The organism is Blastococcus sp. TF02A-26, assembly GCF_003319125.1.
Classification (GTDB): Bacteria; Actinomycetota; Actinomycetes; order Mycobacteriales; family Geodermatophilaceae; genus Trujillonella.
Map to the genome: position 1 here is coordinate 44265 of NZ_QOHG01000015.1, position 24902 is coordinate 69166.

The following is a 24902-nucleotide window of genomic DNA, read 5'->3' on the forward strand; positions in this document are numbered from 1 at the left end:
TGTCCGTGCAGCACCAGCGAATTGAGGTGACATGTCGTTGTAGCGTCGCTTCATGGATCTCCGGGCGCTCGAGACGCTGCGTGCGGTGCGCACCCAGGGCGGGGTCAGCGCCGCGGCGACCGTGCTGCACCTGACGCCCTCGGCGGTGTCGCAGCAGCTGGCCGCGCTGAGCCGCGACGCCGGGGTGCCGCTCACCGAGCGGATCGGCCGCGGGCTGCGGCTGACCGCCGCGGGGGAGGCGCTGGCCGATGCGGCGGTCGACGTCGCGGTGGCGGTGGAGCGGGCGCGGGCGGCGTGCGCGGTGTTCCTCGACCGGCCGGAGGGCACCGTGTCGGTGTCTGCGTTCCAGAGCGGCGCGCAGCTGCTGCTCCCGGGCCTGCTCACGCGGGTCGCCGCGCTCGGCGGCATCACCCTGGAGTGCTCGGACGAGGACGTCGCCCAGTCCGAGTTCGCCGGGCTGACCGACCGGGTGGACGTGGTCGTCGCCCACCGGCCCGACGGCGGCGCGGGGTGGCCGGGGGAGGGATCACGGCTGCGCGTCGTCCCGCTGCTGCGCGAGCCGCTGGACCTCGCGGTCGCCGCCGACCACCAGCTGGCCGACCGGGACGCCGTCCGGCCGGAGGACCTGGTCGGCGAGGAGTGGATCGCCGTCCGCCAGGGGTTCCCGGTCGCCGCGGTGCTGGACGCCGTCGCCGCGGCCTCGGGGTCCCCGCCGCGGATCACCCAGCGGATCAACGACTTCTCCGTGGTGGAGGCACTGGTCGCGGCCGGCCACGGCGTCTCGCTGCTGCCCCGCCACACCGGCGGCACGCATCCCGGGGTGCGACTGCTCCCGGTGCGGGGAGTGCGGGCCGGCCGGCGGGTGGAGGCGCTGCTGCGGGCCGACGTCGCCGAGCGCGTGGTGGTGCGGCGGGTGCTCGACGAGCTCGTCGCCGAGGCCGGCCGGTTCGGGTCGCCGGCCTAGGGCGCCAGCTTCTCCGGGTCGACCTGCAGGTAGAGCCGCGTCACCAGCCCGTCCCGGACGGCGAGGTCGATCGTGCTCAGCACCGTGTCGCCGAGGCGGATGACGATGCCGCTGCGCCCGTTCACCGGCTCGACGGTGGCCTCCGGGTCGACGCCGAGGAGCCGGCGCTGGGTGGTCATGACGCCGAGCAGGTAGCGGGCCACGGTCGCGGCACCGACCACCGGCCGGCGGGCGACCCGCACGTGCACGCCGCCGTCGGCGACGGAGGTGACGTCCGGGTCGAGCAGACCCACCAGGCGGTCGAGGTCGCCGCCGCGGCAGGCGTCGAGGAAGGCGCGGACCACCCGGTCCCGCTCGGCGTCCGCCACGTCGTAGCGCCGCTCCTCCCGCACGTGCCGCCGGGCCGACGTCGCCAGCTGGCGGCAGGCCGCCGGCGTCCGGCCGACGACCTCGGCGATCTCGGCGAAGGACACGCCGAAGACGTCGTGCAGCAGGAAGCTGACCCGCTCCGCCGGGGACAGCCGCTCCAGCGCGACGAGGAAGGCGAAGCTGACCGTGTCGTCGAGGGTGACGACGTCGGCCGGGTCGGGCGGGCCGGCGGGTGCCAGGGGATCGGACAGCCGGGGCTCGGGCAGCCAGACACCGGCGGTCTGCTCCCGGCGGGCCCGGGCCGAGCGCAACTGGTCCAGGCAGAGCCGGCTGACCACCGTCGTCAGCCAGGCGAGGGGCTCGCGGACCGCCGCGCGCTCGGCCTCCGGGAGCCGGTGCCAGCGCAGCACGGCCTCGGCGACGACGTCCTCCGCGTCGTGCGTGGAGCCGAGCATCCGGTAGGCGATGCCCCGGAGCCGGTCCTGGTCGGCGGCGGTGACCTCCGGCGCGGCGGTCACGCCGCCGTCCCGGTGCGCGGTCCGCGCGGCCACCGGTAGGCGCCGGGTCGCGTCCGCTCGGCCGCGGGCCCGCTGACCACCAGCCGGAGGATCTGCTCCTTGACGAGGGCGGCGGGGCGGCCCCCGAGGTGCAGCCGCCGCGGGCGGTCGTCGGCCCGCACGACCTGCAGGTAGGCCCGGCGGCGGCCGAGGCTCAGGCACTGCGCGGCGAAGCCGATCGACACCGGCGCCGCGGCCCGGCCGCGCAGCCGGGCGAGCACCGTGGCGGCGGCGGTCGCACCGAGCGGCAGCGCGGCCGCGCAGCTCATCCGCAGGTGCGCCCCGGCGGGGTCGTCCACCACGACGGCGTCCCCGGCGCCGATCACGCGGAGGTCGCCGGTGCAGGTGAGGGACGCGTCGACGCGCAGCCGGCCGGCCTCGTCGACGGGCAGCCCGCTGTCGCGCGCCAGCGGGGGGACGGCGAACGAGGTGGCCAGCAGGCAGACGTCGAAGGCCTCGACCGAGCCGTCGGCGAGCACCGCCTTGCCCTCCTCCAGCGCCGCGACCGGGGTCTGCTCGCGGACGTCGACGCGCAGGCGGCGCAGCGAGCGGAGCAGCGACCGGCGGGCCGCGGGCCGCAAGGCCGGGACGAGCGGCCCGGCGCAGAGCAGGGTCACCCGCGCGTCGGGGTGCTGCTCGGCGACCTCGGCGGCGGCCTCGACGCCGGTGAACCCGCCGCCGACGACGGTCACCCGGACGCCATCGCCGGTCGCGGCGATCGCCTCGGCGGCGGCGCGGGCGCCCTCCAGGTCGGCCAGGGCGAACCCGTGCTCGCGCGCGCCGGGGAACGGGATCGCGGCGGTGCTGCCGACCGCGTACACGACGGTGTCGGCCGCCAGTTCGCGGACGCCGGCGGCCGTGGCGACGCGCACGATGCCGGCGGCGGGATCGATGCGCTCGGCGCTGCCGACCACCAGGACGGCGTCGGGGTGCAGCAGCTCGGCCAGGGGGCGCGTGACGCTCGCGCGCGAGCCGGCCGCCAGCTGGTGCAGCCGCACCCGCTCGACGAGGTCGGGCCGGGCGTTCACCACGGTGACGGAGACGCGCGGGCGCTCGTCGGCCGTGAGCGAGCCGAGCAGGCGGTTGGTGGCGATCAGGCCGGCGTAGCCGGCGCCGACGACGACGACGCGGTGGACGTCGGGGGCGTGCGGTGCGGTCATGGGGTTCCTCCTCCTCAGGGCCTCTCGTCTCCCTGACGGAGCAGGCGGGCGATGTGTGAGGAGGATGGTCGCGTGCCGCGCCTCCTCGTCGTCCACCACACCCCGTCACCGGCGCTCCAGGCCGTGCTGGAGGCGGTCCGGGAGGGCGTCGCGATGGTGGAGGAGGTCGAGCCGACCGTGCGCCCGGCGCTGTCCGCCGGCGCGGCCGACCTGCTCGCGGCGGACGGCGTCCTGCTCGGGACGCCGGCCAACATCGGCTACATGTCGGGAGCGCTCAAGCACTTCTTCGACACCGTCTACTACCCGTGCCTCGACGCGACCGTGGGCCTGCCGTTCGGCGTGTACGTGCACGGCAACGACGACACCGCCGGTGCGCTGAAGAGCATCGCCACGGTGACCGGGGCCCTGCGCTGGAAACAGGTCGCCGCTCCGCTGAGCCTGACCGGGGCTCCCGGACCGGCCGACCTCGAGGCGGTCCGGGAGCTCGCGGCGACGGTCGCGGTCAGCCTCTGACCGTGGCTCCCCGGCCGCTCGGGCTCTGCCCACCATCGTGGGCAGAGCCCGAGGGTCCTCGCCGACCCCCCGCCTGGAGGCCCTGCCGGTGGTGCCGGGCGACTCCCCGAAGTCCGACGCCGACCCGGTCACCCGATCCGCCCGCGCGCATCAGCCCCTGACCGGCTCGCGCTCGGAGACCTGCCGCAGGCGATCCGCGTCGGCGGCGAGGCCGCGGCGCAGCATGCGCGTGAGCAGTGGCCGGAGCAGTCGCTGGGCGCCCGTGGGGGACACCCGCAACCGGAGCTCGAGCCGGCTCCGTCCGCCGCTCAGCGGGACGACGTCGCGGCTGCCGGAGGCCTCCACCCCGCTCGTCGTCCGCCAGGAGAACCGGCGGCCGGGCTCCACCGAGGTGACGACCCCGGTGTTTCGCCACGTCCGGCCCGCCATGTGCAGCTCCTCGGCGGTGGTGGTGCCCTCGACGACCGGCCCCGCGGTGCTGGGCGCCATGGTCACGACGCCGGTCCGCCACTCGGGGTCGCGGGCGTAGTCGGCGACGAGCCGCCACACCTCGTCGGCGGGCCGGTCGACCTCCACGGCCGCGGTCAGCTCGATCGCGCTCACCGTGCCACCCCGGCCGGCGCCGCCAGGGCCGTCAGCAGCGCGGCCGTGTCCAGATAGGCCTCGAACCGGGTGACCCGGCCGTCGGCGAGCGTGAAGACGTGCACCTCGGGGAGGTCGAACGGTGCTCCGGTCGCGCGCACCACGCCGCGGGTGCGGCCGACCTGGACCACGTGGCCGGCGGCGTCGGCGAACAGCCGCTCGGTCACCGGGTGCGAGTCCAGGTGGCTGGTCAGCGTGCCGAGGAAGGTGCCCAACCCCTCGTGGCCCGTGTGGATGCCGCCCCACGGCAGCACCGGGGACTGGACGACCGTCCCGGTCGCGTCGAACAGCGCCATGATCCGGGGCACGTCGGCGCGCGCGAACGCGTCGTACACCTCCCGCACCACCGCCAGGTCCTGCTGCGCCTGCTCCATCGCTGCTCCTCCTCGTCGGATCGGGGAGACCAGGCTCGCGCGGGCGGCGGTGCGCCCGCGTGGACGTTCCTGCGGTCGGGGAGGACGTCCCTGCGGTCAGCGTCCGCGGAGGGCGGCGGGGGTCGCGCCGAGCGCACGGCGGACGTGGCGGGTCAGGTGGCTGGCGTCGGCGAAGCCGCAGCGGGCGGCGACCGCCGACACCGGCAGGTCGGTCCCGGTCAACAGCTCACGGGCGCGGGCCACCCGGCGGCCGAGCACGTACTGGTGCGGGCTGGCGCCGGTGGCCGCGCGGAACAGGCGGCTGAAGTGGAACTCGCTCACGTGCGCCAGCGCGGCGAGCTCGGCCACGGTCATCGGGAGGTCGAGGTGGTCCTCGACGTGTCGGGTGACGCGGGCCAGCTGACCGCGGGACAGAGCGGCCGGCGGCCGGATGGTGGGCGACGCGGAGGTGTGGTCCCGCGCCAGCGCCGAGACCAGGGCGGTCGCCAGTGCCTCGAGCGCGAGCCGGCCCAGGTCGCTGCGGTCGGCGAGGCCGGCGTGCAGCAGTCCGCCGAGCGGGGAGACCGTGGGGGAGCGGGCGCCGACGGCCGGCAGCAGCTCGATGCGCCGGCCGGCGGTGACCTCCTCCACCAGGTCCGGGGCGACGGCGACCACCAGCGAGGACACCGGCTGCAGGCCGCCGTCGCGGCTGCGGACGGCGAACGGCATGCCGGCGGGGACGACGGCGACGTCCCCGGGGAGACCGGGCGTGTGGTGCTCGGCGTCGCCGAGGGTCTCGACCAGCCGGTAGGGCCGGCCGACGTTGACGTAGACGCGGTGCTCGGCGTCGGGTGGGACGACGCTTTCCGCCATCGGCCCGGCCACGGAGCGGACCGCGAGACCCGGGCGGAGGACGAGTGCCTCCGGTGGTGCCGTCATCGTCGTCCTCCCGTCGCGTCGGGGGGCATGATCCGCCGTCCGGGTGACCGCGTCGACGGAGATCCGCGCGGTGCTCAGCCGGATCGGGCACTCTGCCCGGGTGGCCACCTTCGCGGAGCGCATGCGGGAGGCGCCGCCACGTGTCCAGGAGCTGCTCGGCCGCGCGCTCGTCGTGGTCGTCGTCTTCTCCCTCACCACGCCCGCCGAGTGGCTCGTCCCGGTCGCTCGCACGGCGCTGGGTCGGCGCGGGGTCTCCGTGGGGCCGCCCGTCACGGCGTTGCTCGCCGTCGCCGCAGCGCTGGAGATGGCGAACCGACCCGACCGCGACCCGGACCCCGGTCCGGTGCGGCGCGAGCCACGGAGCCGGTCCCGCTGGACGCGGTTGCGCGTGGACGCCGAGACCTACGTCGTCGCCGCGGTGCCGGCCGCCACGGCCCTGGTGCCCGGTCTCGTCCTGCTGCCGCGCCGGTCGCCCCTGTGGGGCTGGGCCGTGTCCGCGGCCGGCCGGCTGGCGGTCGGCCTGGTGCTCGGGCTGGACAACGAGCGGCGGAAGCGGCGCGAGCGAGCTCGGACCGCCGGGGACCGGCGCACGTCGTAGGGGTCCCACCCAGCGCAGGTCGTCCGACCGCACGGTGATGGTCAGCTCGAGGCGCGCCTCCTCGCGGTCCTGGCCCGGCTCGGGGGACGCCTCGCCGGCGACGTGGTCGAGGTGGTGGACGTACCGCTGCAGCCGCGTCGGCCCGGTCCGCTGCCCGATCGGGTGACGCCCGGCCCGCGGGTCAGGCGGCCGGGTGCCAGCCGAGCGCGGGACCGAGCCGCTGCGCGATGTCGGTGAGGATCTGCACGTAGTCGGCGTCGGCGAAGCTGAACGGCAGCGCGAACACCACCTCGTCCACCTCGCGGAAGCCGGCGTGGGCGTAGAGCTGCTCGGCGACCGACTCCGCCGGCCCGATGAGGTCGCGGGCGAACAGCATCCGGCCCGGGCCCTGCGGGGCGGTCGTCCGGGGCGTGCGGGCCTCGACGTAGGCCTCGTAGCGCGCCCGCTGCTCCGCCGTCGCGCTGTCGGTCGGGATCACGACGAGGCCCTGCGAGGCCCGCCCCGCCGGGTGCGCGGCGCGGAAGGCCCGGAGGTGCGCCGCCTGGAGGCCCGCGAAGTCGGCGGGGTCGACGCCCTCGACGTCCTCCGACCGCACCACGCTGCTGGTCAGCAGGTTCATCCCGTTCTCGCCCGCCCAGACCGCCGAGCGCAGCCCCGCGCCGCCGTACCACATGCGGGCCCGCAGCCCGGGCGAGTGCGGCTGCACCCGGTCGGAGAACTCCTCGACCACACCCTCCTTGCCGGAGAAGCTGCTGGCCGGCTCCCCGGCGACGAACCGCAGCAGTCGGAGCACCCGCTCGTAGGAGAGGTCCTCGACGTCGGCGGTGTCCGGGTAGAGCGCGGCCTTGACGTCGTCCCAGTGCATGGGCGGGCCGACGCTCACGCCGGGGTTGAGCCGCCCGCCGGAGAGGACGTCGACCGTCGCCCAGTCCTCGGCCAGGCGCAGCGGGTTCTCCCAGCCCAGCGGCGTCACCGCGGTGCCCAGCTCGATCCGGCGGGTCCGCTGGGTGGCCGCCGCCATGACCGCGACCGGTGAGGAGATGCCGTACTGCAGGTGGCGGTGCCGGAACCAGGCGCTGTCGAGGCCCAGCTGCTCGCCGAGCTCGACCACGCGCAGCGTCGTCTCGTGCCCGGCGGCGGGGTCGGCGGGGTCGAACGACCCGATGGTCAGGAAGCCCAGCTTCCGCAGCGGCGTGCCCGGCGACGGCATCGGCATCTCCTCGATCGGGTAGGTGAGGATTCAACCGGACCGGCATGCTGGAGACGACAGCGAGGGGGTGCCGCGTGGCCGAGGTCGTCGTCTTCCACTCCGTGCACGGCCGCACGCCCGGCCTGCTCGGGTTCGCCGAGACCGTCCGGGGCGCAGGCCACAGCGTGCACACGCCGGACCTGTTCGCGGGCCGGCAGTTCGCCGACCTGGCGGCCGGCGCCGCGCACGCCGCGGAGATCGGGTTCGACACGCTCGTCGAGCGGGGGCGGCGAGCGGTCGAGGAGCTCCCGACGGCCTGCGTCCACGCCGGCTTCTCGCTCGGCGTGCTGCCGGCCCAGGCGCTGGCGGCCGCCCGGCCCGGCGCCCGGGGCGCGCTGCGGTACTCCGGCTGCGTGCCCCCGGACGCGTTCGGGGACGGCGACCTCGACGCCGCCCGGGCGCTGGTCGCCGCCGCCGACGACGCCGAGCTGTTCCTCTACCCCGGGTCGGCTAGTAGTGGATGACGCCGCGGCTGCCGCCGCCGACGGCGATGGACTCGCCGGTGATGCCGGCGCTGCGCGGTGAGGCGAGGAAGGCCACGACGTCGGCCACCTCGGTGGCGGTGACCAGCCGGCCGATGCTGGTGCCGGCGGCCATCCGCCGGGCGGCCTCCGCCTCGTCGACGCCCTCGCGTGCCGCCCGGTCCGCGACGACCGAGGCGGTGCGCTCGGTGACCGTCGTCCCCGGGTGCACGCAGGTGACGGTGATCCCGGCCGGGCCGAGCTCGTCGGCGAGGTTCGCCGTCATCGCGGCCACGGCCACGTTGCGGACCGAGCCGACCAGCGAGCCGGTGCGCCGCGCGTTGAGGCCGCTGACGTTCACGATCCGGCCCCACCCGGCCGCGGTCATGTGCGGCACCACCGCCCGCGCGCAGCGCAGGTAGCCGAGCACCTTGGTCTCCAGCTCGACGCGGACGGCGTCGTCGGTCAGCTCCGCCAGCGGCGCGGTCGGCCTCGCGGAGGCGGGCCGGGCCGCGCAGTTGACGAGGACGTCGACCCCGCCCCACTCGGTGACCACGCGGTCGACCATCGCCCGGACGGCGTCGTCGTCGGTGGTGTCGGCCGACAGCGGCAGTACCGGGCCCCCGTGGACGGCGACCCGGTCGGCGGCCGCCGCCAGGCCCGCCGCCTCGCGCGCCACCAGGGCGACCGACGCGCCCTCCGCGGCCAGCGCCTCGGCCACCGCCAGCCCGATGCCGCGGCTCGCTCCGGTCACGATCGCCCGCCGTCCGCGCAGTCCCAGGTCCACGCGGTCATCCTGCCCGTCGGGCGGCAGGGCAGGCTGTGGGCATGTCGCTGCCGCGGGTGGTCGTCGCGCCGGACTCGTTCAAGGGATCGCTCGGCTCGGCCGCGGCCGCGGCGGCGCTCGCCCGGGGGCTGCGCCGCGGCGCGCCGGGCGCCGAGGTCGTCGAGCACGCGATCGCCGACGGCGGCGAGGGCACCGTGGACCTGGTCCTGCGGCACGGCTTCGCGCCGGTCGACGCCCGGGTGGCCGGACCGCTGGGGACGACGGTCGAGGCGCGGTTCGCCCTCCGCGGGGACACCGCGGTCGTGGAGATGGCGACGGCCGCGGGGCTCGGCCTGCTCCCCGGCCCCCCGGACGACGGCACCGCCCGCGCCGCCTCGACGGCCGGCGTCGGGGCGCTGCTGGCCACCGCGCTCGACGCCGGTGCGCGCCGGATCGTGCTCGGCGTCGGCGGCAGCGCGACGACCGACGGCGGCGCGGGCGCAGTGGCGGCGCTGGGGGCCCGGCTGCTGGACGCCGGCGGAGCGGCGGTCGCCCCTGGCGGCGCGGCGCTGCTGGACCTCGACCGGCTCGACCTCGGGGGCCTCGACCCGAGGCTGCACGACACCGAGCTGCTCGTGGCCTGCGACGTGGACAACCCGCTCACCGGACCGGCCGGGGCCGCCGCGGTCTACGGGCCGCAGAAGGGCGCGGGCCCGGAGACCGTGGCGCTCCTCGACCGTGCCCTGACCCGGTGGGCCGACGCCGTCGCGGCGGCCACGGGGCGCGACCTGCGGGACGTGCCCGGCGCCGGCGCGGCGGGCGGCCTCGGGTTCGCCGCCGCGGCGCTGCTGGACGCGCGGATCGTGCAGGGCATCGGGTACCTGCTGGAGATGACCGGCTTCGCGGACGCGGTCCGGGGCGCCGACCTGGTGGTGGTCGGGGAGGGCCGGCTCGACGCGCAGAGCCTGCGCGGCAAGGGCCCGATCGGGGTCGCCGCGGACGCCCGTGCCGCGGGCGCCGAGGTGGTCGCGGTCGCCGGCCGCTCGGACCTCGCCGACCCCGCAGCGGCCGGGCTGGCCGCGGTGTACGAGCTGCGCGACCTCGAGCCGGACCCGGTGGCGAGCATGCGGCGCGCGGCGGACCTGCTGGAGGTCGTCGGCGAGCGGATCGCAGCCGACCGCCTCAGCTGAGCCAGGCCGGCTCGGACCCCACGGCGCCGTGCCGCCACGGCGGGCAGCCGGGCGGTCCGACGACCGTGAGCGGGCCGCCGTCCGCGGGCAGCTCGACCAGGTACGGCGCCGGATCGGGCTCGTCACCGCCGCGCCCGGGACACCGGCCGGCCGCCAGCAACCAGGACGCCGTCCGCGCCAGGGCCAGCTCGGCGTGCCACACGCCGCCCATGTCGCGGCGACGGGCCAGCGCCCGCAGCGCGGCGGCGGCCGCGAGGTGCCCGGTGGCGTGGTCGAGGACCTGCGCCGGGAGGACCCCCGGGGCGTCGGGGGAGCCGCACGCCGCCGCGATGCCGGTGGCCGCCTGCACGAGCGAGTCGAAGCCGCGCCGCCGTCCCCACGGCCCGCCGGTGCCCCAGGCCGACAGCCGCACCACCACCAGGTGCGGATACCCCCGCGCCAGCTCGGCCGGGTCCAGCCCGAGGGCCTCCAGGGCGCCGGGCCGGTACCCGAGGAGGACGACGTCCGCTCCGGCCAGCAGCTCCTCGGCGGTCGCCCGGCCGTGCCGGGCGGCGAGGTCGACCACGGCCGTCCGCTGGCCGGAGCCGGTGTCGGCGAGCGTGCCGGGGTCCTCGGGCAGCCGGGGGCTCTCGAGCCGGAGGACGTCGGCGCCGTGCGCAGCCAGGGTGCGGGCCGCCACGGGCCCCGCGATCACCCGGGTCAGCGCCAGCACCCGCGGCCGCCGGACGTCGCGAGCGGGTGCCTCGCCGACCCGGGCCAGGGAGAGCAGCGGGCGCCCGGCCAGCGCCCGGCCCGGCGGCGACGCCGTCCACTCGGCCTCGGTACGGACGGCGGCCGCGGCACCGCCGGCGGCGACCACCGCCTCCTCCAGCTCGACGGCGGCCATGCCGGCGGCGACGGCGTCCGGGTCCCGCTCGCCGAGCACGGCGAGGACGGCGGCCCGGTGGTGCGGGTAGTTGGCGTGCAGCCGCACCCAGCCGTCGGCGGTGCGCCAGAACCGGGACATCGGCGCGAACCCCGGCCCGACCGGCCGGTCGCCGCGGCGCACGAAGCGCTCGCTGCGCACGGCCAGCCCCACGTGCCGGGCGTCGAGCTCGACCGGGCCGGGGACCCCGGCCAGCTCGCGGGCGGCGATCAGCTGCGCGGCCACCGCCGCCAGCGCCGCCTCCTCCGCCGCCAGGGGCCCGGCCAGACCGGTGCTGCCCCGGACCGTCACCGCGGGCACCGGCCCGCCGCCGAGCGCCGTCCAGGCCGCGGCGAGGAGGTCCCTCATGCCGACTCCCGCACCGGCGGCCCGGCGAAGGTGCGGCGGTAGGCCAGCGGGGTCGTCCCGAGCTTGCCGAAGTGGTGCCGCAGCACGGCCGCGGTGCCCCAGCCGACCTCGGCCGCGATCGCGTCGACCGACATGCTCGTGGTCTCCAGCAGCTCCTGGGCGCGCTGGAGCCGCATCCGGGCCACCCACGCGCCGGGGGTCGCGCCGCAGGACTCGGTGAAGCGCCGGGCCAGGGTGCGCGGCGAGACCAGCGCGCGGCGGGCCAGCCGCTCGACCGAGAGTTCCTCGTCGAGGTGGGCCAGTGCCCACTCCTGCAGGGCCGCGATGCCGTCGTCCGCGGCGCGCGGGAGCGGGGTGGCGACGTACTGGGCCTGCCCGCCGTCGCGGTGCGGCGGCACGACCATCCGCCGCGCGATCCGCGCCGCCACGGCGGCCCCGTGCGCCGAGCGGACCAGGTGCAGGCAGGCGTCGATGCCGGCGGCGGTGCCCGCGCTGGTCACCACGGCGCCGTCGTCGACGTAGAGGACGTCGGGATCGACCCGGGCCCGCGGGTAGCGCGCGGCCAGCTCGGCGGCGTACATCCAGTGCGTCGTGCAGGGACGGCCGTCGAGCAGGCCCGCCTCGCCGAGCACGAAGGCGGCGGTGCAGATCGACAGGACGCGGGCGCCGCGCTCGACGGTCTCCCGCAGCAGGCGCAGCACCGCCTCGGGCGTGGGCTGGTCCACCGGCCGGGCCCCGACGGCGACGACGTCGGCCTCCGCGGCCCGGTCCAGGCCGTGCGGGACGTCGACGGCGAGCCCCGTCTTCATCGGCACCCGGCCGGGGCGCTCGCCGACGACGGCGAAGTCGTAGCCGGGCAGGCCGTCACCCGTGCGGTCGATGCCGAAGACCTCGCAGAGCACGGCCAGCTCGAACGGCGACACCCCGGGCAGCGCGACGACGGCCACCGAGCGCAGCGGGTACGCCGTCCTCACGGGACCACCGGCTCGGCCAGCAGGGCCGCCGCGGCGGCACGGTCGCCGGTCACCGCGAGGCGCTCGTCGTCCAGGGGCATCCGGCGCCACAGCAGCAGCGCGAGGTCGACCTCCGCGCCGGCGACCTCGGCGACCGGGGCGGGCCCCAGCGACCAGCTGCCCGACGGGGCGGTGAGCCGCAGGCCGCCGGTCGGCGGCGCCATCCGGCCGAGCCGGACCTGGCGGGGCTGCATCGTGTCGACCACCTCGGCGACGCAGTCGGCGGCCACCGCCGGGTCGACGGGTGCCGGCACCCCGAGCGCCGCGGTGAGGTCGAGCCGGTGGACGAGCGTCTCGTGCACCTGCCGCCGCGCCCACCAGGCCGCGGTGCCGGGGCCGTCGAGGGTGACGCAGGGCCGGGCCGGATCGGCGAGGGCCGTGCGGAGCTCGCCGGCGGCGGTGCCGTAGTCCGCGGCCGTGGTGGCCCGCCACGGCGGGCGCATGTCGGGGAGGTCGGCGTCGGCGTCGGTCCGGATGGCCAGCGCCGCCCACCGGTGGACCGCGGCCAGGTGGCGGACCAGCACCTCCGCCGTCCAGCTGCCGCAGGCCGGCACGGGCAGGTCCGCGGGGGCGTCGGCGGCGAGCGCGGCGAAGGCGTCCTGCTCGGCGGCCAGGGCGCTGCGGTGGTCCAGGACTGTCTGCACGCAGGCAGCATGCCGAGCCGCACGGGTGCCGCCCAGTGGCTGGTCTGCCGGGATGCGTCGAATTCCTGCCAGCGGCTCAGGCGGCCCGCGCGGTGACGACGTGGGCGGTGAGCTCCCCGCGGACGGCGCCCTCGCCCAGCTCGGCGGTCATCCGCCCGGCGACGGCTCGCACCATGTCGGGCAGCTCCCCGTGGCGGCCGAGCGCCGCGCGCAGCGGCGTGCCGCGGACGAAGCCCTCCGCGAGCGCCGCGACCGAGGGCGTCTCGCCCGCGAGCCGGACGGTCTCCAGCCGGGCGTCGAGACCGCCGGCGGCGAGGTCGCCGGCGATCCGCTCGGGATCGGCGTAGCCGTGCGGCACCCGCGCGACGAAGTCCGGCGGGTCGTCGGGCACGACGGCGGCCACGGCCCGGTGCAGGGCCGCCGGGAGCGTGGACCGGTCGACGACGTCCCAGATCGTGAACAGCGCCGTGCCGCCGGGTGCCAGCACGCGCCCGGTCTCGGCGAAGGCCGCCGGCCGGTCGGGGAAGAACATCGCGCCGAACGAGCAGACGACCAGGTCAGCGCGCCCGTCGGCGACCGGCAGCGCGAGGGCGTCGGCGACGGCCCAGCGCGCCTCCGGGACCCCGGCGGCCCCCCGGGCGGCCATGGCCGGGTTGAGGTCGGTGGCCAGCAGCCGCGCCTCCGGGAGGGCGGTGCAGAGGGCGCGGGTGACGATCCCGGTGCCGGCCGCGACCTCCAGGACCCGGGCCGGCCGGAGCGCGACGGCTCGGTCGGCGAGCTCACGGCCGAACGGGGCGAAGAGCGCGGGGCCGAGCAGCCGGTCGTAGCTGGCCGGCATGTCCTCGACCCAGACTGCGTCGGTGTCCATGCCCCGACAGCGTGGCCTGGCGCGTGCCCGGGCGGAAGGGACGTCCGACCGGCGGCGTCGGCGCGGTGGCGTTACGGTCGCCGCGGTCCGGGTCAGGAGGGAGGCGCGAGCGGATGAACCTCGAGAAGGTCGTCTTCGGCTTCTTCGTGCTGCTCGCCGCCACGCTGAACTTCGGCTTCTTCATCGGCGACATCGACGACCCGGCCGTCCACAACCCGTGGGAGCTGTACGCCGCGGTGGTCGTCAACCTCATCGCCACGGTGCTCAAGTTCGGCGACCGCACGCAGATCGGTGCCGTGCACCTGGCGACGAGCCTGGTCGCCGACCTGCAGCTGATCGCGGCGACGGTCGTCTACGTGTACGCCGAGCACGTCAGCAGCGCGGGCCTCGACGCGGAGGCGACCTCCAGCGTGGTGTCCCTCTCCGGCGGCGCCCTGCTGGCCAACGTCGTGTCCCTGGTGCTCCTGGTCGTGGAGACCGTGTCCTTCCAGAGACGCTGACGGCGGCCGGCGTGGGCGGGGTGCTCCGGGCCTTCTGGCGGCAGTTCGCCGGCTCGAGGACGCCGCCCCCGCGGCGGATGCGGGGCCGCCAGCGGGTGGTGCCGCGGGCGGCGGAGTCGGGGGCGGTGTTCGTCGTCCTGCGGCGGCTGCGGGCGCCGCTGATCACGCTGATCCTGGTCTTCGCGATCAGCGTGCTCGGGCTGAGCCTGGTCCCCGGGCAGGACGCCGAGGGGAACCCGGCGCGGATGAGCGTCTTCGACGCCTTCTACTTCATGAGCTACACCGCCACCACGATCGGTTTCGGCGAGCTGCCGAACGCGTTCACCTACGCGCAGCGGATGTGGGTCACCGGCGCGATCTACCTGACCGTGGTCGGGTGGGCCTACGCCATCGGTGCCGTGCTGACCCTGCTGCAGGACCGGGCGTTCCGGCGGGCGCTGACCCGCGGGCACGTCACCCGCAAGGTCGCCCGGCTGCGCGAGCCCTTCCTGCTGATGGCCGGCTACGGGCAGACCGGGGAGATGCTCGGCGAGGCGTTCGACGCGCTGGGCCGCCGGTTCACCGTGATCGACCTGGACGAGTCACGCATCGACGTCCTGGAGCTGAACACCTCGCACGCCGACGTCCCGGGGCTGGTCGGTGACGCCCGCGACCTGCACGCCCTGGTCATCGCGGGCCTGGACCACCCGTGGTGCGAGGGGGTCGTCGCGCTGACCAACGACGACCAGGCCAACCTCGCGGTCGCGATGAGCGCGGCGCTGCTGCGGCCCGAGCTGCCCGTGGTGGCGCGGACGACGTCGGCGGTGGTGGCCGAGCGGATGTCCGCGTTCGGGTCGCCCACGGTGATCAACCCGTTCGACCGGTTCGGCGACCGGCTGCGGCTGGCCCTGCGCGCCCCGTCGTCCTACCAGCTGACGACCTGGCTGGAGAGCGGGCCGGGAGCGGCGCTGCCCGAACGGCGCGAGGCGCCGGCGCCCGGACGCTGGGTGGTCGCCGGGTACGGCGCTTTCGGCCGGCACTTCAGCGGGGACCTGCGCGCCGAGGGCCTGGAGGTGGCGACGATCGACCCGGAGCCCCTCGACGGCGAGGAGTCGCCGACGGTCACGGGCGACGCCTCCGACCCCGACGTCCTCGTGGCCGCGGGGCTGGTCGGCGCGGTCGGGTTCGTGGCCGGGACCGACGACGACATCACCAACATGTCGCTGGTCGCCGAGGCCCGGCGGGTGGCGCCCGGGGTGTTCGTGGCGGCCCGGCAGAACAGCCCGGCCAGCGACCCGCTGTTCGCCGCGATGGACGTCGACGCCCTCCTGGTGCCCACCGCGGTCGTCGCGCACGAGGCCTACGCCCAGCTGTCGACGCCGCTGCTCTGGCGGTTCCTGCGCGGGCTGCTCGAGCGGGACGACGCGTGGGCCGCGGAGGTCACCGCCCGGCTCGTGGAGCAGTGCGGCCACCACCTCGACCCGCTGTGGAAGGTGCGCCTGGACGAGACCGAGGCGCCGTCCCTGGGCGGGTGGCTGAGCAGTGGCCGGTTGCGCCTGGGCGACCTCCTGCGCAGCCCGGTGGACCGCGAGCGACGGCTGGCGGTCGTCCCGCTGGTGCTCAAGCAGGGGGAGGAGCACCTGCTCGCCCCGGCGGACGACGTCGTGCTGGGGCCAGGGGACGAGTTGCTGCTCGCGGGCCGGCCGGCGGAGCGGCGGGCGCTGGAGGCGACGCTGATGGACGACGCGGTCCCGGAGTACCTGGTCAGCGGCCAGCGGGTCGCCTCCGGGTGGCTCTGGCGCAAGCTCAGCGGCCGGGTGCCGACGACCTCCGGCTGACCCCGGGCTCGGAGCGGTCCTCGGATCCGGGTGTGAGGGTCACCCGTTCGGGGGACTCCAGAGAGGTGAGCGTCGAGGGGGAACGGCGGCTCCTGGGGGGCCGGTACGAGCTGCTGGAACGCATCGCCACCGGGGGCATGGGCGAGGTGTGGCGCGGTCGGGACGTCGTCCTGAAGCGGACCGTCGCCGTGAAGGTGCTGCGCAGCGAGTACGCCGACGATCCGACCTTCGTGGCGCGCTTCCGCGGCGAGGCGCGGCACGCCGCGGCGCTGAGCCACCCGAACATCGCGGCGGTGCTGGACTACGGCGAGGCGTCGCAGGACGAGGCCGGGGAGCACCTGGCCTACCTGGTCATGGAGCTGGTGGAGGGCGCGCCGCTGTCGACCCGGCTCGCGGTGGACGGCCCGATGGAGCCGGGGGACGCGCTGAGCGTGCTGCAGCAGACCGCCGCCGGTCTGGCGGAGGCGCACCGCCGGGGGCTCGTGCACCGGGACGTGAAGCCGGCGAACATCCTGGTCCGCCCCGACGGCGCGGTGAAGCTCACCGACTTCGGGATCGCGCGGTCGGCCGACAGCGTGCCGCTGACCGGCACCGGCCAGGTCGTGGGCACCGCGCAGTACATGTCGCCGGAGCAGGCCAAGGGCGAGCCGGCGACCCCGGCCAGCGACGTGTACGCGCTCGGCCTGGTGGGCTACGAGTCCCTGACCGGTCACGCGGCGTTCGAGGGGACGAACCCCGTCACGGTGGCGCTGAAGCACGTCGTGGAGGACCCGCAGCCGCTGCCGGCCGACCTGCCCGGCGAGGTGCGGGAGCTGATCGACTCGGCGCTGGCCAAGGACCCGGGGGAGCGGATCCCCGACGGTGCCGCGTTCCTCTCCGCCGTCGAGGAGACGATGGCGCCGACGCCGGGCGGGCCGCGCATCTCCGACACCCGGCCGGTCGGCGTCCGGAGGCCGTCCGGCGCCGTCCGGGCGCCCGTGGCCGCGCCTCCGGCCCGGCGGCGGCCGATGGCGGTGCTGCTCCCGCTCGTCGTGCTGTTCGTGGCGATCGGCGCGTTCGCGGTGCTCGCCGTCAGCTACGGCGGGGCGGACGGCGCGGACCCGGGCCCGAGCGCCGCGGCGGACACCGCCATCGTGCTGGCCGCCGACGACCACGTGGGCCGGCCCTTCGACGTGGTGTCGGCCGACCTGACCGAACTGGGCCTCGAGGTGCTGCGCGTCGACCAGGTGAGCGATCGAGCCCCGGACACGGTGCTGGCCGTGAGCCCGGCGGGTACCCGGCTGGAGGAGGGCGACGAGGTCCGGGTGACCGTGGCCGTCCCGCCCGTCGAGACCCCCGCTCCGGAGACGGCCGAGGAGCTCCCGCCGGTCGCCGTCGAGGAGGAGCCGGCTCCTCCGGTCGTCGAGGAGCAGCCGACCGCGGCGGTGACCGACGACGTCCCGGCGCCATCGGACAGCGCTCCTCCGGTGGAGACCTCCCTGCCGCCGACGTCGACGGAGCCCGTCCCCTCGGACCCGGGGACCACCGCCCCGACCGAGCCGACCACGCCCACGGAGCCGACCACGCCGACGGAGCCCACCACCCCGGCCGAGCCGAGCACCCCGGTTCCCGGGACGCCGAGCGAGCCGGCTCCGGTCGACCCCGGCCCGACGACGAGCGCGACGACCACGGATCCGGCGCCCGCTTCGGCGGCGGTGTGACGAGGAGGAGCAGATGAGCGGGAACGACCCCGGCCAGACGTCCGACGCGGAGGACGGCGGCTCCGCCCTCGACCTCCCCACCCGCGAGGGGGCGCACGGTCCCGGCGACGGCGGGACGGCGATCGCGACGACGTCGGTCGAGGAGGCACTGGCCGAGGGCGAGCACCTGCGCTGACCGGCCCGCCCGCTCACTGCTGCTGGGGGTCGGGTGGGGCGGTCTCGTCGAGCCAGGGTGGGTCGGGTTCGGGGTCGTGCGCCCAGCCCGGCGGCCGGGTGGTGCGGGTGACCCCGGAGGGGGTGCGGACGACGAGTCGGCCGTCGGGCAGCAGGGTGAAGGCCCAGCCCCGGGCGAAGGTCTTGATGCGGTGGTGACGCCGGCACAGGCAGCAGAGGTTGGTGCAGGTGGTGGGTCCGCCGTCGGCGTGTGCGGTGACGTGGTCGATGTCGCAGGAGCCGGTACGCCGTCGGCAGCCGGGCATGCGGCAGGTCCGGTCCCGGGTGGTCACGAGGCGGCGCTGGGCGGCGGTGGGCCGGTAGGCCGTGGTGGGCGGTGGCGGGCGGAGCCCGGGCCCGTCGGTGAGGCCGCGATCGGCTCCGCGGCGGCGGACGCGGCGGCCGGTCCCGGCCGCGCGAGCCAGCTCGGCGCGGGTGGCCACGGCGACCGTCCGGGCCGTGGCCGGGTCGTCCAGGGAGATCAGCACCGATCCGCCCGCCGGTGGGTCCGCCAGGTCGAGCAGGTCGAGCTCGGCGAGGACCTGACGGCACTGGGCGGCCGTGATCACCTGCCCGTCCAGCTCCGCGGGCGGGGCGCCGGCGTCGCCGCGCAGGGTGCCGATGGCGGCGTGGATGACCAGCTGCGCGGTGACCGGCGGCCGGGAGGTGTCCCAGGGGCGCAGGATCAGGTCGAACGCCGTCGCCGACCGCAGCACACCGATCGGTCGCTCGTCGCCGTCGGCGCGCAGCCAGCGGGCGTGCTGGCCGAGTGCATCGCGGGCGGCGTGCACCAACGGCAGGGGGTCGTCGATGACCAGCCGGCCCAGCCCGTCGGCGGTCCGCTCGACGTGGATGTCGGCCCTGCGTTCGGCTTCACGGCGGCGGCGGTCGCGCGCGGCGGCGTCGGCCCGGTACAGGTGGTAGCGGGCGCGGTCGGCCAGGCGGGACGGGTCGCAGGTCTCGGCGGCGGGCAGCACGCGCTCCTGCACGTACGCCGCCACCGCGTCGGAGGCATCACCGAGCAGGTCGAGCAGGATCCGTGCCTTGCGGATGGTGATCCGCCCGGCCCACAGCTCCGACCAGGTCGCCGCCAGCTTCCCGGTCAGCAGCAGCGCCTCGGCCGCCAGCTTCGACGCCTCGCCGTCCGAGCAGCCGCGGATCACGGCCAGCTCGGTCACGAAGTCATCCGACACGTCGGCCAGGGCCACCGGCCGCACCGCCCGCGTGTCCGGTCCCGGCCCGCCGCCGGCACCAGGGTCCGCATCCCGCGACACCGCGCGGCGGCGGGCCAGCTCGGCGATCACCGCCGCCTGCATCGCGTGCTCCCGGGCCATGTGCGCGTCGGTCGACCAGATCTCGGCCGCCAGATCCAGGTCCGCCAACGCCGCCGACACGACCTCGCCCGGCAGCACCGGAACCGGCACACCGGACACCCGCGGCGGCGGCGCGGTCCCGATCTCCATGACCGCACGCTAGGCCCGGGGTACGACGATTCCTGCAGGTCAGCGACGAGGAAGCCGCAGAGCAGCGACCAGTCCGGCGGCGCCGATCGCGGTGGTGACGGCGAACGCCACCTGGTACGAGGCGACGTCGGTGAGCCAGCCGGCCACCAGCGGACCGGCCACCCCGCCGAGGTCGGCCGACATCTGGAACACCGCGACCACCCGCCCGCCCCGCGCGGGGCTGACGTCGCCGACCAGCGCGGCCGGCACGCTGGCCAGCAGCGAGGCGGCGAGGCCGTAGGCGGCCATCGACAGCAGGAAGATCCCGGTCGCCGGGGGCAGGACCAGCAGCCCCATCGCCACCGTGCCGATCGCCGACCCCAGCACCAGGGCGGGGCGCCGTCCCCACGTGTCGGCGAGCCGGCCCGACCGGAGCAGCCCGAGCGCCTGCGCGGCCGACCCGGCCAGCAGGCCGGCCCCGGCCCAGGCGACGCTGCGGCCGAGCTCCTCGGTCACGTACAGCGGCACGAGCGAGTTGCGGACGCCGAACAGCGTCCAGCCGACGCCGAGGTTGGCGACCAGCGCCGCGACGTACGCCCGCGACCGCAGCGCGGAGCCCAGCGGCACCGGGCCGGCGTCCAGGTCGGGGGTAGCGGCCTCCACCCCGGCGCCCGGCTCGCCGGCGGGCGACCGCAGCAGCGCGAGGGCCACCGCTCCGGCCACGAGCAGCGAGACGGCGTAGAGGAAGAAGGGCAGCCGCGGGGAGAGCTCGGCCAGCACGCCACCGGCCGCCGGACCCGCGATGCCGCCGAGGATGAAGCCGCCCTGGTAGGTCGCGGCCGCCCGCCCGCGGTGCGAGGGCGGCGAGACCCGCAGCAGCAGCGCGAGCGCGGAGACGGTGAACATCGCGCTGCCGACGCCGCCGATGGACCGCAGCACCAGGAAGACCGGGAACGACCCGGCGAGCCCCGCCAGGCCCGTCGTGACGGCGACGACGGTCAGGCCGGTCGCCAGGACCGTCCGCTCGCCGAACCGCTCGACCAGCGTCCCGCCGCTGAAGGCGGACACGAACCGGAAGAACGCGAACGAGCTCACCGCCAGCCCCACCGCGGTGGTGCCGACGCCGAAGTCGCGGGCGAAGAGCGGGATCGCCGGGGCCACGACGCCGAAGCCCAGCGCCACGACGAAGGCGACGACGGAGAGGACGCGCACCTCGCGCGGCATCGGCGTCTGCCCGCCGGCGGGTGGCTCGCTGCCGGGTCGTCGCACGAGCGCCGATGCTCGCACGTGGCCCCGGCGGGGCCCCGCAGGCGGTGGTTGACTGCTCAACATGCACCTGGGGATCGACAGCTTCGTGGCCGCGGTGACCGATCCGGCGACCGGGCGGCAGGTCGGCCCCGAGGAGCGCCTGGCCGACCTGCTCGAGGAGATCGAGACCGCCGACCGGGTCGGCCTGTACTCCTTCGGCATCGGTGAGCACCACCGGCCGGAGTACTACGACTCCGCGCCGCCGGTCATCCTCGCCGCTGCCGCGGCGCGCACCGAGCGGATCCGGCTGGGGAGCGCCGTCGCCGTCCTGAGCGCCGCGGACCCGGTGCGGGTGTTCCAGCAGTTCGCCACGCTCGACCTGATCTCGAAGGGCCGGATCGACCTGGTGGTCGGCCGCGGCTCGTTCACCGAGGCGTTCCCGCTGTTCGGCCTGTCGCTGGCCGACTACGACGAGCTGTTCGAGGAGAAGCTGGACCTGCTGCTGCGGATCCGCGAGTCCGAGCACGTCACCTGGTCGGGCAAGCACCGTCCGCCGCTGACCGGTCAGGGGGTCTACCCGCGGCCGCTCCAGGACCCGCTGCCGATCTGGGTCGGCGTCGGCGGCACCCCGGAGTCGTTCGTGCGGGCCGGGCTGCTCGGCCTGCCGCTCATGATCGCGATCATCGGCGGTGAGCCCCGCCAGTTCGCCCCGCTCGTCGACCTCTACCGCCGGGCCGGGGAGCACGCCGGGCACCCGCCGGAGCGCATGCGGGTCGGGCTGCACGTGTTCGGCTTCGTCGCCGAGAGCACGCAGCAGGCCGCCGACACGATCTACCCCGGCTGGCACGAGATGTTCACCAAGGTCTCGGCCGAGCGGGGCTTCGCGCCCCCGACCCGGCGGCAGTTCGACGCCACGAGCGGCCCGGACGGCGCCTTCTTCATGGGCGACCCGGACACGGTGGCGACCAAGCTGCGGCGGGTCTCGGAGCAGCTCGGCGGCGTCGAGCGGGTGTCGATCCAGATGACCAACCCGCGGCTGGCGCACGCCGACCTGCTGCGGGGGATCGAGCTGCTCGGCACCGAGGTGGCCCTGCAGGTGGCCGACCTCTGAGCCCGCCGCGGCGATCGCCGGGGTCAGCCCCCGTAGGGCCGGGTGATGATCTCGAGGAAGTGCCCGTCGGGATCGGTCCAGTAGACGCCGCGCCCGCCGTCGTGGGTGTTGATCTCGCCCGGGCGACGGCGGCCCGGATCGGCCCAGTAGGCCAGCCCGCGCGCGCGGATGCGGCCGAAGATCGCGTCGAACTCCTCCTCGGAGACCAGGAACGCGTAGTGCCGCGGGGTGACCGGCCCGTCCTCGGAGAAGTCGAGGGAGACGCCGTTGTCCAGCTCGACGACCGCGAACGGGCCGAACGACGTGGGCGCCGGCCGGCCCAGCAGCTCGGCCAGGAACCGGGCGGACGCCCACCGGTCGCTCGCCGAGACGATGGTGTGGTTCAGCTGGACGGCCATGGCGGGCACCTTCCCTCTGGTCCGGTGCCCGCCATGGTGCCCGACGGCGAAGGGATCAGGCGTTCCCGGCGTCCTTCTCGCCGAGACGCTGGTCGGCCAGGTCGCCGGCCTTGTCGGTTTGCGCGTCGAACTTCCCGCCGGTCCTGTCGTCGGCGAACTGCTCGCCGCGTTCGAGGACCGAGTCGCTGGTCTTCTCGTCGCTCATCGCCTTCTTGGCCTTGTCGCCGAGTCCGCCGAGGTCCATGGAGTGCTCCTGTCGGTTCGTCCCCCGTGCGTCCGGGGGGCTACCCGTCCGGTGCGCAGCCGACGCACCGCTCGCGGGAAGCCGTCAGCTCCCCGCGAGCAGCGCCCGGACCGCCTCGACGGTGTCGGCTTCGGCCGCGGTCTTGTCGGGGCGGTAGCGGAGCACCCGCGCGAAGCGCAGGGCGACGCCGCCGCGGTACCGGGTGCTGCGCTGGGCGCCGTCGACGGCGACCTCGACGACCAGCTCCGGGCGCAGCCGCACACCCCAGTCGGGCCGCTCGACGGCGTACTCCGGGAAGGTCGCCGTCTGCCAGGCCAGCAGCTCGTCGGTCATGCCCTTGAACGTCTTGCCGACCATGACGGGCTCCCCGCCGTCGGAGTCGCGCGCGGCCAGGTGGATGTTCGACAAGAAGCCGGTGCGCCGGCCGTAGCCCCACTCCGCGCCGATCACCACGAGGTCGAGGGTGTGCACCGGCTTGACCTTCTGCCACGCCCGGCCGCGCCGGCCGGCGGCGTACGGGGCGTCCAGCGCCTTGACGACGACGCCCTCGTGCCCGGCCCCCAGCGCCGCCTCCAGCACGCCGGCCGCCTGCTCGGGGGTGGGGGAGCGGACCCCCGGCATGCGCAGCGGCGCGTGCTGCTCGTCGGCCAGCAGCTCCGCCAGCGCGTCGAGCCGGACCGAGAGCGGCTCGTCCAGCAGGTCCCGGCCGTCGAGGTGCAGCACGTCGAAGAGGAACGGCGAGAGGACCACCTCGGGGTCCGGCGAGTCGCTCCCGAACCGGCTCATCGTGTCCTGGAAGGCGCGCGGCCGGCCGTCGTCGTCCAGGGCGAGGGTCTCGCCGTCGAGGACGGCGGTGCGGCACGGCAGCGCGCGGATCCGCTCGACCAGCTCCGGCACCCCGTCGGTGACCTCGCGCAGCGTGCGGGTCCACACCCGGACCGCGTCGCCGTCGCGGTGCACCTGGATCCGGGCGCCGTCGAGCTTGTGCTCGACCGTGACGTCGGTGCCCAGGTCGGCCAGGGCGGCGTCCAGCGACGAGCCGGGGCTGGCGAGCATCGGCCGCACCGGGCGGCCGACCCGCAGCGTCTCCGCCTCCAGCGCGTCGAGCCCACCGGTCAGCGCGGTGGCGGCGGTGGCGGGGACGCTGCCGGCGAGCATCGCCGCCCGCCGGACGGCGGCGGCCGGGACCTCCGCGGCGACCGCGACCGCCTCCAGCAGCAGCCCCTCCAGGGCCCCCTGCCGCAGCTCGCCGGTGAGCAGGCGGATCAGGAACCGCTGCTCCTCGGCGGTCGCCGCGCCGAGCAGCCCGGCGAGGACGGCGTCCCGCCGGGCCACCGAGCCCGCGCCGGAGGTGCCGGCCAGCTCGGTGAGGGCGGCGTCGACCGTGGCGACGGTCAGCTCCGGCTCGGGGACAGCCGCGTGCGCGGCCTTCGTGAGCGTGCGCCAGCCCAGGCCGAGTCGCCCCTGCCGCGGCTCCCCGGACAGCCACGCGGCGACCGGCTCCACCTCGTCCGGCGCCGCCGCCCGCAGCAGCGTGGCGAGCGCCGCCGTCTTGGCGGTGCGGGAGCGGGTGGCCGCGACGGCGGCCGACGCGGCGACGACCTCGGCGACCAGCACGCCGTCATCCTCCCAGCGGGTACCGACGCCGGTCAGCGCTCGTCGGGATAGGGCGGAGCGCTGTCGGCGACCACGGCGCCGCGCTCGCCGATCGGCCGTTCCGGGCCGACGGTCGAGTCGCGGACGGTCTCCTTCTCCGCCTCGGCGTTGACCGCCGCGCCGACGATCACGAGCAGGACGCTGAGCCACAGCCAGAACATGCTGATCGCCACGCCGGCGAGGGAGCCGTACGTCGACTCGTAGTTCCCGAGGCTCTGCACGTAGGCGAACAGGGCGATCGAGGTGGCCAGCCAGAGCAGCGTCGCCAGGCCGGCGCCCGGGGTGATCCACCGCCAGCGGGCGTCGTGCCGGTCCGGGACGAAGCGGTAGAGGACGGCGAGCCCGGACGCCATGACACCCGCCAGCGCCGGCCAGACCAGGAGGCGGACGGCGGTCCGGAGGGGACCCGGCCCCCCGTCGAGGGCCCGCCCGAGGAGACTCCCGCCGGCGATGACCGCGCCCACGAGCAGCGCGATCCCGAGGACGACGGCCACGCCGATGGCACTGCGGCGCAGGAAGCTCCGCGTCTCGTCCTCGTGGTAGGCCAGCGTCAGGGCGTCGACCAGGTAGGTGGCGGCCGTCGTCGCCGTCCAGAGCGCGAACAGCAGGCCGGTGACGCCGCGGAACGTCAGCACCTGGCCGGAGGCGGTGGTGATCGTCCTCAGCTGCTCGGTGACCAGGGGCTCGAGCTCGGCGGGCAGCGACTCGAGGAGACCGGAGAGCTGTGCGAGCGCCTGCTCGGGGGTGTTCAGCGCGCCGTACAGCGACAGCGCGGTGACCAGCACCGGCGCGATCGACAGGATGGCGAAGAACGAGATCCCGGCGCTCAGGACCTGCAACCGGTCGGAGAGGACGTGGCGGACGGTCCGCCGCAGGACCCGCCGCCACTCGCGCGCCGTCAGCCGGTGCGGCCCGGTCGCCTCGCTGCCGTGCCGGCGCACGCCGTCGGGAGCCTCCGCCATGGGCGAGGGGTTCCCCCGGACGCCGGGCGACACGCGCGGAGGCGGTTCCCGT

General features: G+C 76.7%; 27 protein-coding genes. 10 read left to right on the forward strand and 17 right to left on the reverse strand.

Annotated elements, in window-relative coordinates:
* The first annotated feature begins 52 nt into the window (after positions 1-52).
* Positions 53-964, forward strand: a complete 912-nt coding sequence (locus DQ240_RS16565) for a LysR family transcriptional regulator (protein ID WP_113840724.1) — start codon at positions 53-55, stop codon at positions 962-964.
* Here the strand turns inward: DQ240_RS16565 and sigJ are convergent.
* Both sigJ and DQ240_RS16575 read right to left on the reverse strand, forming a co-directional pair.
* Positions 961-1851, reverse strand: coding sequence for an RNA polymerase sigma factor SigJ (sigJ, locus tag DQ240_RS16570; protein WP_199589355.1), 891 nt, complete (start codon positions 1849-1851; stop codon positions 961-963). The two genes, DQ240_RS16565 and sigJ, sit on opposite strands and share 4 nt — an antisense overlap.
* The gene (locus DQ240_RS16575; RefSeq protein WP_113840725.1) at positions 1848-3050 is read right to left on the reverse strand and encodes an NAD(P)/FAD-dependent oxidoreductase; all 1203 of its coding nucleotides are present in this window, start codon (positions 3048-3050) and stop codon (positions 1848-1850) included. Before DQ240_RS16575 ends, sigJ begins: the two co-directional genes overlap by 4 nt.
* Positions 3051-3122: 72 nt before the next feature.
* Here DQ240_RS16575 and DQ240_RS16580 point away from each other — a divergent pair, with 72 nt between their 5' ends.
* The gene (locus DQ240_RS16580) at positions 3123-3563 is read left to right on the forward strand and encodes an NAD(P)H-dependent oxidoreductase (RefSeq protein WP_113840726.1); all 441 of its coding nucleotides are present in this window, start codon (positions 3123-3125) and stop codon (positions 3561-3563) included.
* 150 nt (positions 3564-3713) lie between these two features.
* On the opposite strand, the gene DQ240_RS16585 is transcribed toward DQ240_RS16580, so the two are convergent.
* The 3 genes from DQ240_RS16585 to DQ240_RS16595 all read right to left on the reverse strand — a co-directional run bounded on the left by DQ240_RS16585 (position 3714) and on the right by DQ240_RS16595 (position 5497).
* Positions 3714-4166 carry an SRPBCC family protein gene (locus DQ240_RS16585; RefSeq protein ID WP_113840727.1) on the reverse strand — a complete coding sequence of 151 codons (453 nt, stop codon included), beginning with the start codon at positions 4164-4166 and terminating at the stop codon, positions 3714-3716.
* Positions 4163-4579, reverse strand: coding sequence for a nuclear transport factor 2 family protein (locus DQ240_RS16590; RefSeq protein WP_113840728.1), 417 nt, complete (start codon positions 4577-4579; stop codon positions 4163-4165). Before DQ240_RS16590 ends, DQ240_RS16585 begins: the two co-directional genes overlap by 4 nt.
* A gap of 96 nt (positions 4580-4675) precedes the next feature.
* Positions 4676-5497: a helix-turn-helix domain-containing protein gene (locus DQ240_RS16595; RefSeq protein WP_113840729.1), complete on the reverse strand. Its 822-nt coding sequence runs from the start codon at positions 5495-5497 to the stop codon at positions 4676-4678.
* A 43-nt stretch (positions 5498-5540) separates the two neighbouring features.
* Here DQ240_RS16595 and DQ240_RS16600 point away from each other — a divergent pair, with 43 nt between their 5' ends.
* Positions 5541-6095, forward strand: a complete 555-nt coding sequence (locus DQ240_RS16600) for a hypothetical protein (protein ID WP_113840730.1) — start codon at positions 5541-5543, stop codon at positions 6093-6095.
* A gap of 181 nt (positions 6096-6276) precedes the next feature.
* Here the strand turns inward: DQ240_RS16600 and DQ240_RS16605 are convergent, their stop codons facing one another.
* Positions 6277-7305, reverse strand: coding sequence for an LLM class flavin-dependent oxidoreductase (locus tag DQ240_RS16605; RefSeq protein ID WP_113840731.1), 1029 nt, complete (start codon positions 7303-7305; stop codon positions 6277-6279).
* Between the two features lie 74 nt (positions 7306-7379).
* Here DQ240_RS16605 and DQ240_RS16610 point away from each other — a divergent pair, with 74 nt between their 5' ends.
* The gene (locus DQ240_RS16610; RefSeq protein ID WP_113840732.1) at positions 7380-7808 is read left to right on the forward strand and encodes a dienelactone hydrolase; all 429 of its coding nucleotides are present in this window, start codon (positions 7380-7382) and stop codon (positions 7806-7808) included.
* Here DQ240_RS16610 and DQ240_RS16615 read toward each other — a convergent pair.
* Positions 7795-8592 carry an SDR family NAD(P)-dependent oxidoreductase gene (locus tag DQ240_RS16615; protein ID WP_113840733.1) on the reverse strand — a complete coding sequence of 266 codons (798 nt, stop codon included), beginning with the start codon at positions 8590-8592 and terminating at the stop codon, positions 7795-7797. The genes DQ240_RS16610 and DQ240_RS16615 overlap by 14 nt on opposite strands.
* Positions 8593-8633: 41 nt before the next feature.
* Between DQ240_RS16615 and DQ240_RS16620 the strand changes: the two genes are divergently transcribed.
* Complete coding sequence (locus tag DQ240_RS16620; RefSeq protein WP_113840799.1) at positions 8634-9761, forward strand: glycerate kinase; 1128 nt, start codon at positions 8634-8636, stop codon at positions 9759-9761.
* Here the strand turns inward: DQ240_RS16620 and DQ240_RS16625 are convergent.
* The 4 genes from DQ240_RS16625 to DQ240_RS16640 form a co-directional block, all read right to left on the reverse strand.
* On the reverse strand, positions 9754-11034 hold the full coding sequence (locus DQ240_RS16625) for a CoA transferase (RefSeq protein WP_113840734.1): 1281 nt from the start codon (positions 11032-11034) through the stop codon (positions 9754-9756). The two genes, DQ240_RS16620 and DQ240_RS16625, sit on opposite strands and share 8 nt — an antisense overlap.
* Positions 11031-12008 carry a GlxA family transcriptional regulator gene (locus DQ240_RS16630; RefSeq protein ID WP_233498777.1) on the reverse strand — a complete coding sequence of 326 codons (978 nt, stop codon included), beginning with the start codon at positions 12006-12008 and terminating at the stop codon, positions 11031-11033. Before DQ240_RS16630 ends, DQ240_RS16625 begins: the two co-directional genes overlap by 4 nt.
* Positions 12005-12691 carry a maleylpyruvate isomerase family mycothiol-dependent enzyme gene (locus DQ240_RS16635; protein ID WP_158548748.1) on the reverse strand — a complete coding sequence of 229 codons (687 nt, stop codon included), beginning with the start codon at positions 12689-12691 and terminating at the stop codon, positions 12005-12007. The genes DQ240_RS16630 and DQ240_RS16635 overlap by 4 nt, the downstream gene beginning before the upstream one ends.
* A 76-nt stretch (positions 12692-12767) precedes the next feature.
* A complete protein-coding gene (locus DQ240_RS16640; protein WP_199589356.1) occupies positions 12768-13559 on the reverse strand; it encodes a class I SAM-dependent methyltransferase in 792 nt (263 codons plus the stop codon).
* 113 nt (positions 13560-13672) lie between these two features.
* On the opposite strand from DQ240_RS16640, the gene DQ240_RS16645 reads away from it, so the two are divergent.
* The 4 genes from DQ240_RS16645 (at position 13673) to DQ240_RS23335 (ending at position 17751) form a co-directional block, all read left to right on the forward strand.
* Complete coding sequence (locus DQ240_RS16645; RefSeq protein WP_113840736.1) at positions 13673-14059, forward strand: DUF6394 family protein; 387 nt, start codon at positions 13673-13675, stop codon at positions 14057-14059.
* An 11-nt stretch (positions 14060-14070) separates the two neighbouring features.
* Positions 14071-15876, forward strand: coding sequence for a TrkA family potassium uptake protein (locus DQ240_RS16650; RefSeq protein ID WP_233498778.1), 1806 nt, complete (start codon positions 14071-14073; stop codon positions 15874-15876).
* A 65-nt stretch (positions 15877-15941) separates the two neighbouring features.
* Positions 15942-17576 (forward strand): protein kinase, encoded by a 1635-nt coding sequence (locus tag DQ240_RS16655; protein ID WP_113840737.1) that lies wholly within the window; start codon positions 15942-15944, stop codon positions 17574-17576.
* Between the two features lie 13 nt (positions 17577-17589).
* A complete protein-coding gene (locus DQ240_RS23335; protein WP_158548750.1) occupies positions 17590-17751 on the forward strand; it encodes a hypothetical protein in 162 nt (53 codons plus the stop codon).
* A 13-nt stretch (positions 17752-17764) separates the two neighbouring features.
* Here the strand turns inward: DQ240_RS23335 and DQ240_RS16660 are convergent, their stop codons facing one another.
* Together DQ240_RS16660 and DQ240_RS16665 are read right to left on the reverse strand one after the other, a co-directional pair.
* Positions 17765-19252 (reverse strand): HNH endonuclease signature motif containing protein, encoded by a 1488-nt coding sequence (locus DQ240_RS16660; protein WP_113840738.1) that lies wholly within the window; start codon positions 19250-19252, stop codon positions 17765-17767.
* A 39-nt stretch (positions 19253-19291) separates the two neighbouring features.
* Positions 19292-20500: an MFS transporter gene (locus DQ240_RS16665; protein WP_233498779.1), complete on the reverse strand. Its 1209-nt coding sequence runs from the start codon at positions 20498-20500 to the stop codon at positions 19292-19294.
* Positions 20501-20561: 61 nt separating this feature from the next.
* Between DQ240_RS16665 and DQ240_RS16670 the strand changes: the two genes are divergently transcribed.
* On the forward strand, positions 20562-21590 hold the full coding sequence (locus DQ240_RS16670) for an LLM class flavin-dependent oxidoreductase (RefSeq protein WP_113840740.1): 1029 nt from the start codon (positions 20562-20564) through the stop codon (positions 21588-21590).
* Positions 21591-21613: 23 nt separating this feature from the next.
* On the opposite strand, the gene DQ240_RS16675 is transcribed toward DQ240_RS16670, so the two are convergent.
* The 4 genes from DQ240_RS16675 to DQ240_RS16690 all read right to left on the reverse strand — a co-directional run bounded on the left by DQ240_RS16675 (position 21614) and on the right by DQ240_RS16690 (position 24850).
* Positions 21614-21988: a VOC family protein gene (locus DQ240_RS16675; RefSeq protein WP_113840741.1), complete on the reverse strand. Its 375-nt coding sequence runs from the start codon at positions 21986-21988 to the stop codon at positions 21614-21616.
* A gap of 55 nt (positions 21989-22043) precedes the next feature.
* Complete coding sequence (locus DQ240_RS16680; protein WP_113840742.1) at positions 22044-22232, reverse strand: antitoxin; 189 nt, start codon at positions 22230-22232, stop codon at positions 22044-22046.
* 84 nt (positions 22233-22316) lie between these two features.
* Positions 22317-23849: an ATP-dependent DNA ligase gene (locus DQ240_RS16685; protein ID WP_113840743.1), complete on the reverse strand. Its 1533-nt coding sequence runs from the start codon at positions 23847-23849 to the stop codon at positions 22317-22319.
* Between the two features lie 32 nt (positions 23850-23881).
* On the reverse strand, positions 23882-24850 hold the full coding sequence (locus DQ240_RS16690) for a YihY/virulence factor BrkB family protein (protein ID WP_113840744.1): 969 nt from the start codon (positions 24848-24850) through the stop codon (positions 23882-23884).
* Positions 24851-24902 lie beyond the last annotated feature (52 nt).

Coding starts and splice junctions, on each gene's coding strand:
- DQ240_RS16565 (WP_113840724.1), top strand. CDS start 53: ATGGATCTCCGGGCGCTCGAGACGCTGCGTGCGGTGCGCACCCAGGGC.
- DQ240_RS16575 (WP_113840725.1), bottom strand. CDS start 3,050: ATGACCGCACCGCACGCCCCCGACGTCCACCGCGTCGTCGTCGTCGGC.
- DQ240_RS16590 (WP_113840728.1), bottom strand. CDS start 4,579: ATGGAGCAGGCGCAGCAGGACCTGGCGGTGGTGCGGGAGGTGTACGAC.
- DQ240_RS16595 (WP_113840729.1), bottom strand. CDS start 5,497: ATGACGGCACCACCGGAGGCACTCGTCCTCCGCCCGGGTCTCGCGGTC.
- DQ240_RS16605 (WP_113840731.1), bottom strand. CDS start 7,305: ATGCCGTCGCCGGGCACGCCGCTGCGGAAGCTGGGCTTCCTGACCATC.
- DQ240_RS16620 (WP_113840799.1), top strand. CDS start 8,634: ATGTCGCTGCCGCGGGTGGTCGTCGCGCCGGACTCGTTCAAGGGATCG.
- DQ240_RS16625 (WP_113840734.1), bottom strand. CDS start 11,034: ATGAGGGACCTCCTCGCCGCGGCCTGGACGGCGCTCGGCGGCGGGCCG.
- DQ240_RS16640 (WP_199589356.1), bottom strand. CDS start 13,559: ATGGACACCGACGCAGTCTGGGTCGAGGACATGCCGGCCAGCTACGAC.
- DQ240_RS16645 (WP_113840736.1), top strand. CDS start 13,673: ATGAACCTCGAGAAGGTCGTCTTCGGCTTCTTCGTGCTGCTCGCCGCC.
- DQ240_RS23335 (WP_158548750.1), top strand. CDS start 17,590: ATGAGCGGGAACGACCCCGGCCAGACGTCCGACGCGGAGGACGGCGGC.
- DQ240_RS16660 (WP_113840738.1), bottom strand. CDS start 19,252: ATGGAGATCGGGACCGCGCCGCCGCCGCGGGTGTCCGGTGTGCCGGTT.
- DQ240_RS16670 (WP_113840740.1), top strand. CDS start 20,562: ATGCACCTGGGGATCGACAGCTTCGTGGCCGCGGTGACCGATCCGGCG.
- DQ240_RS16675 (WP_113840741.1), bottom strand. CDS start 21,988: ATGGCCGTCCAGCTGAACCACACCATCGTCTCGGCGAGCGACCGGTGG.
- DQ240_RS16680 (WP_113840742.1), bottom strand. CDS start 22,232: ATGGACCTCGGCGGACTCGGCGACAAGGCCAAGAAGGCGATGAGCGAC.
- DQ240_RS16690 (WP_113840744.1), bottom strand. CDS start 24,850: ATGGCGGAGGCTCCCGACGGCGTGCGCCGGCACGGCAGCGAGGCGACC.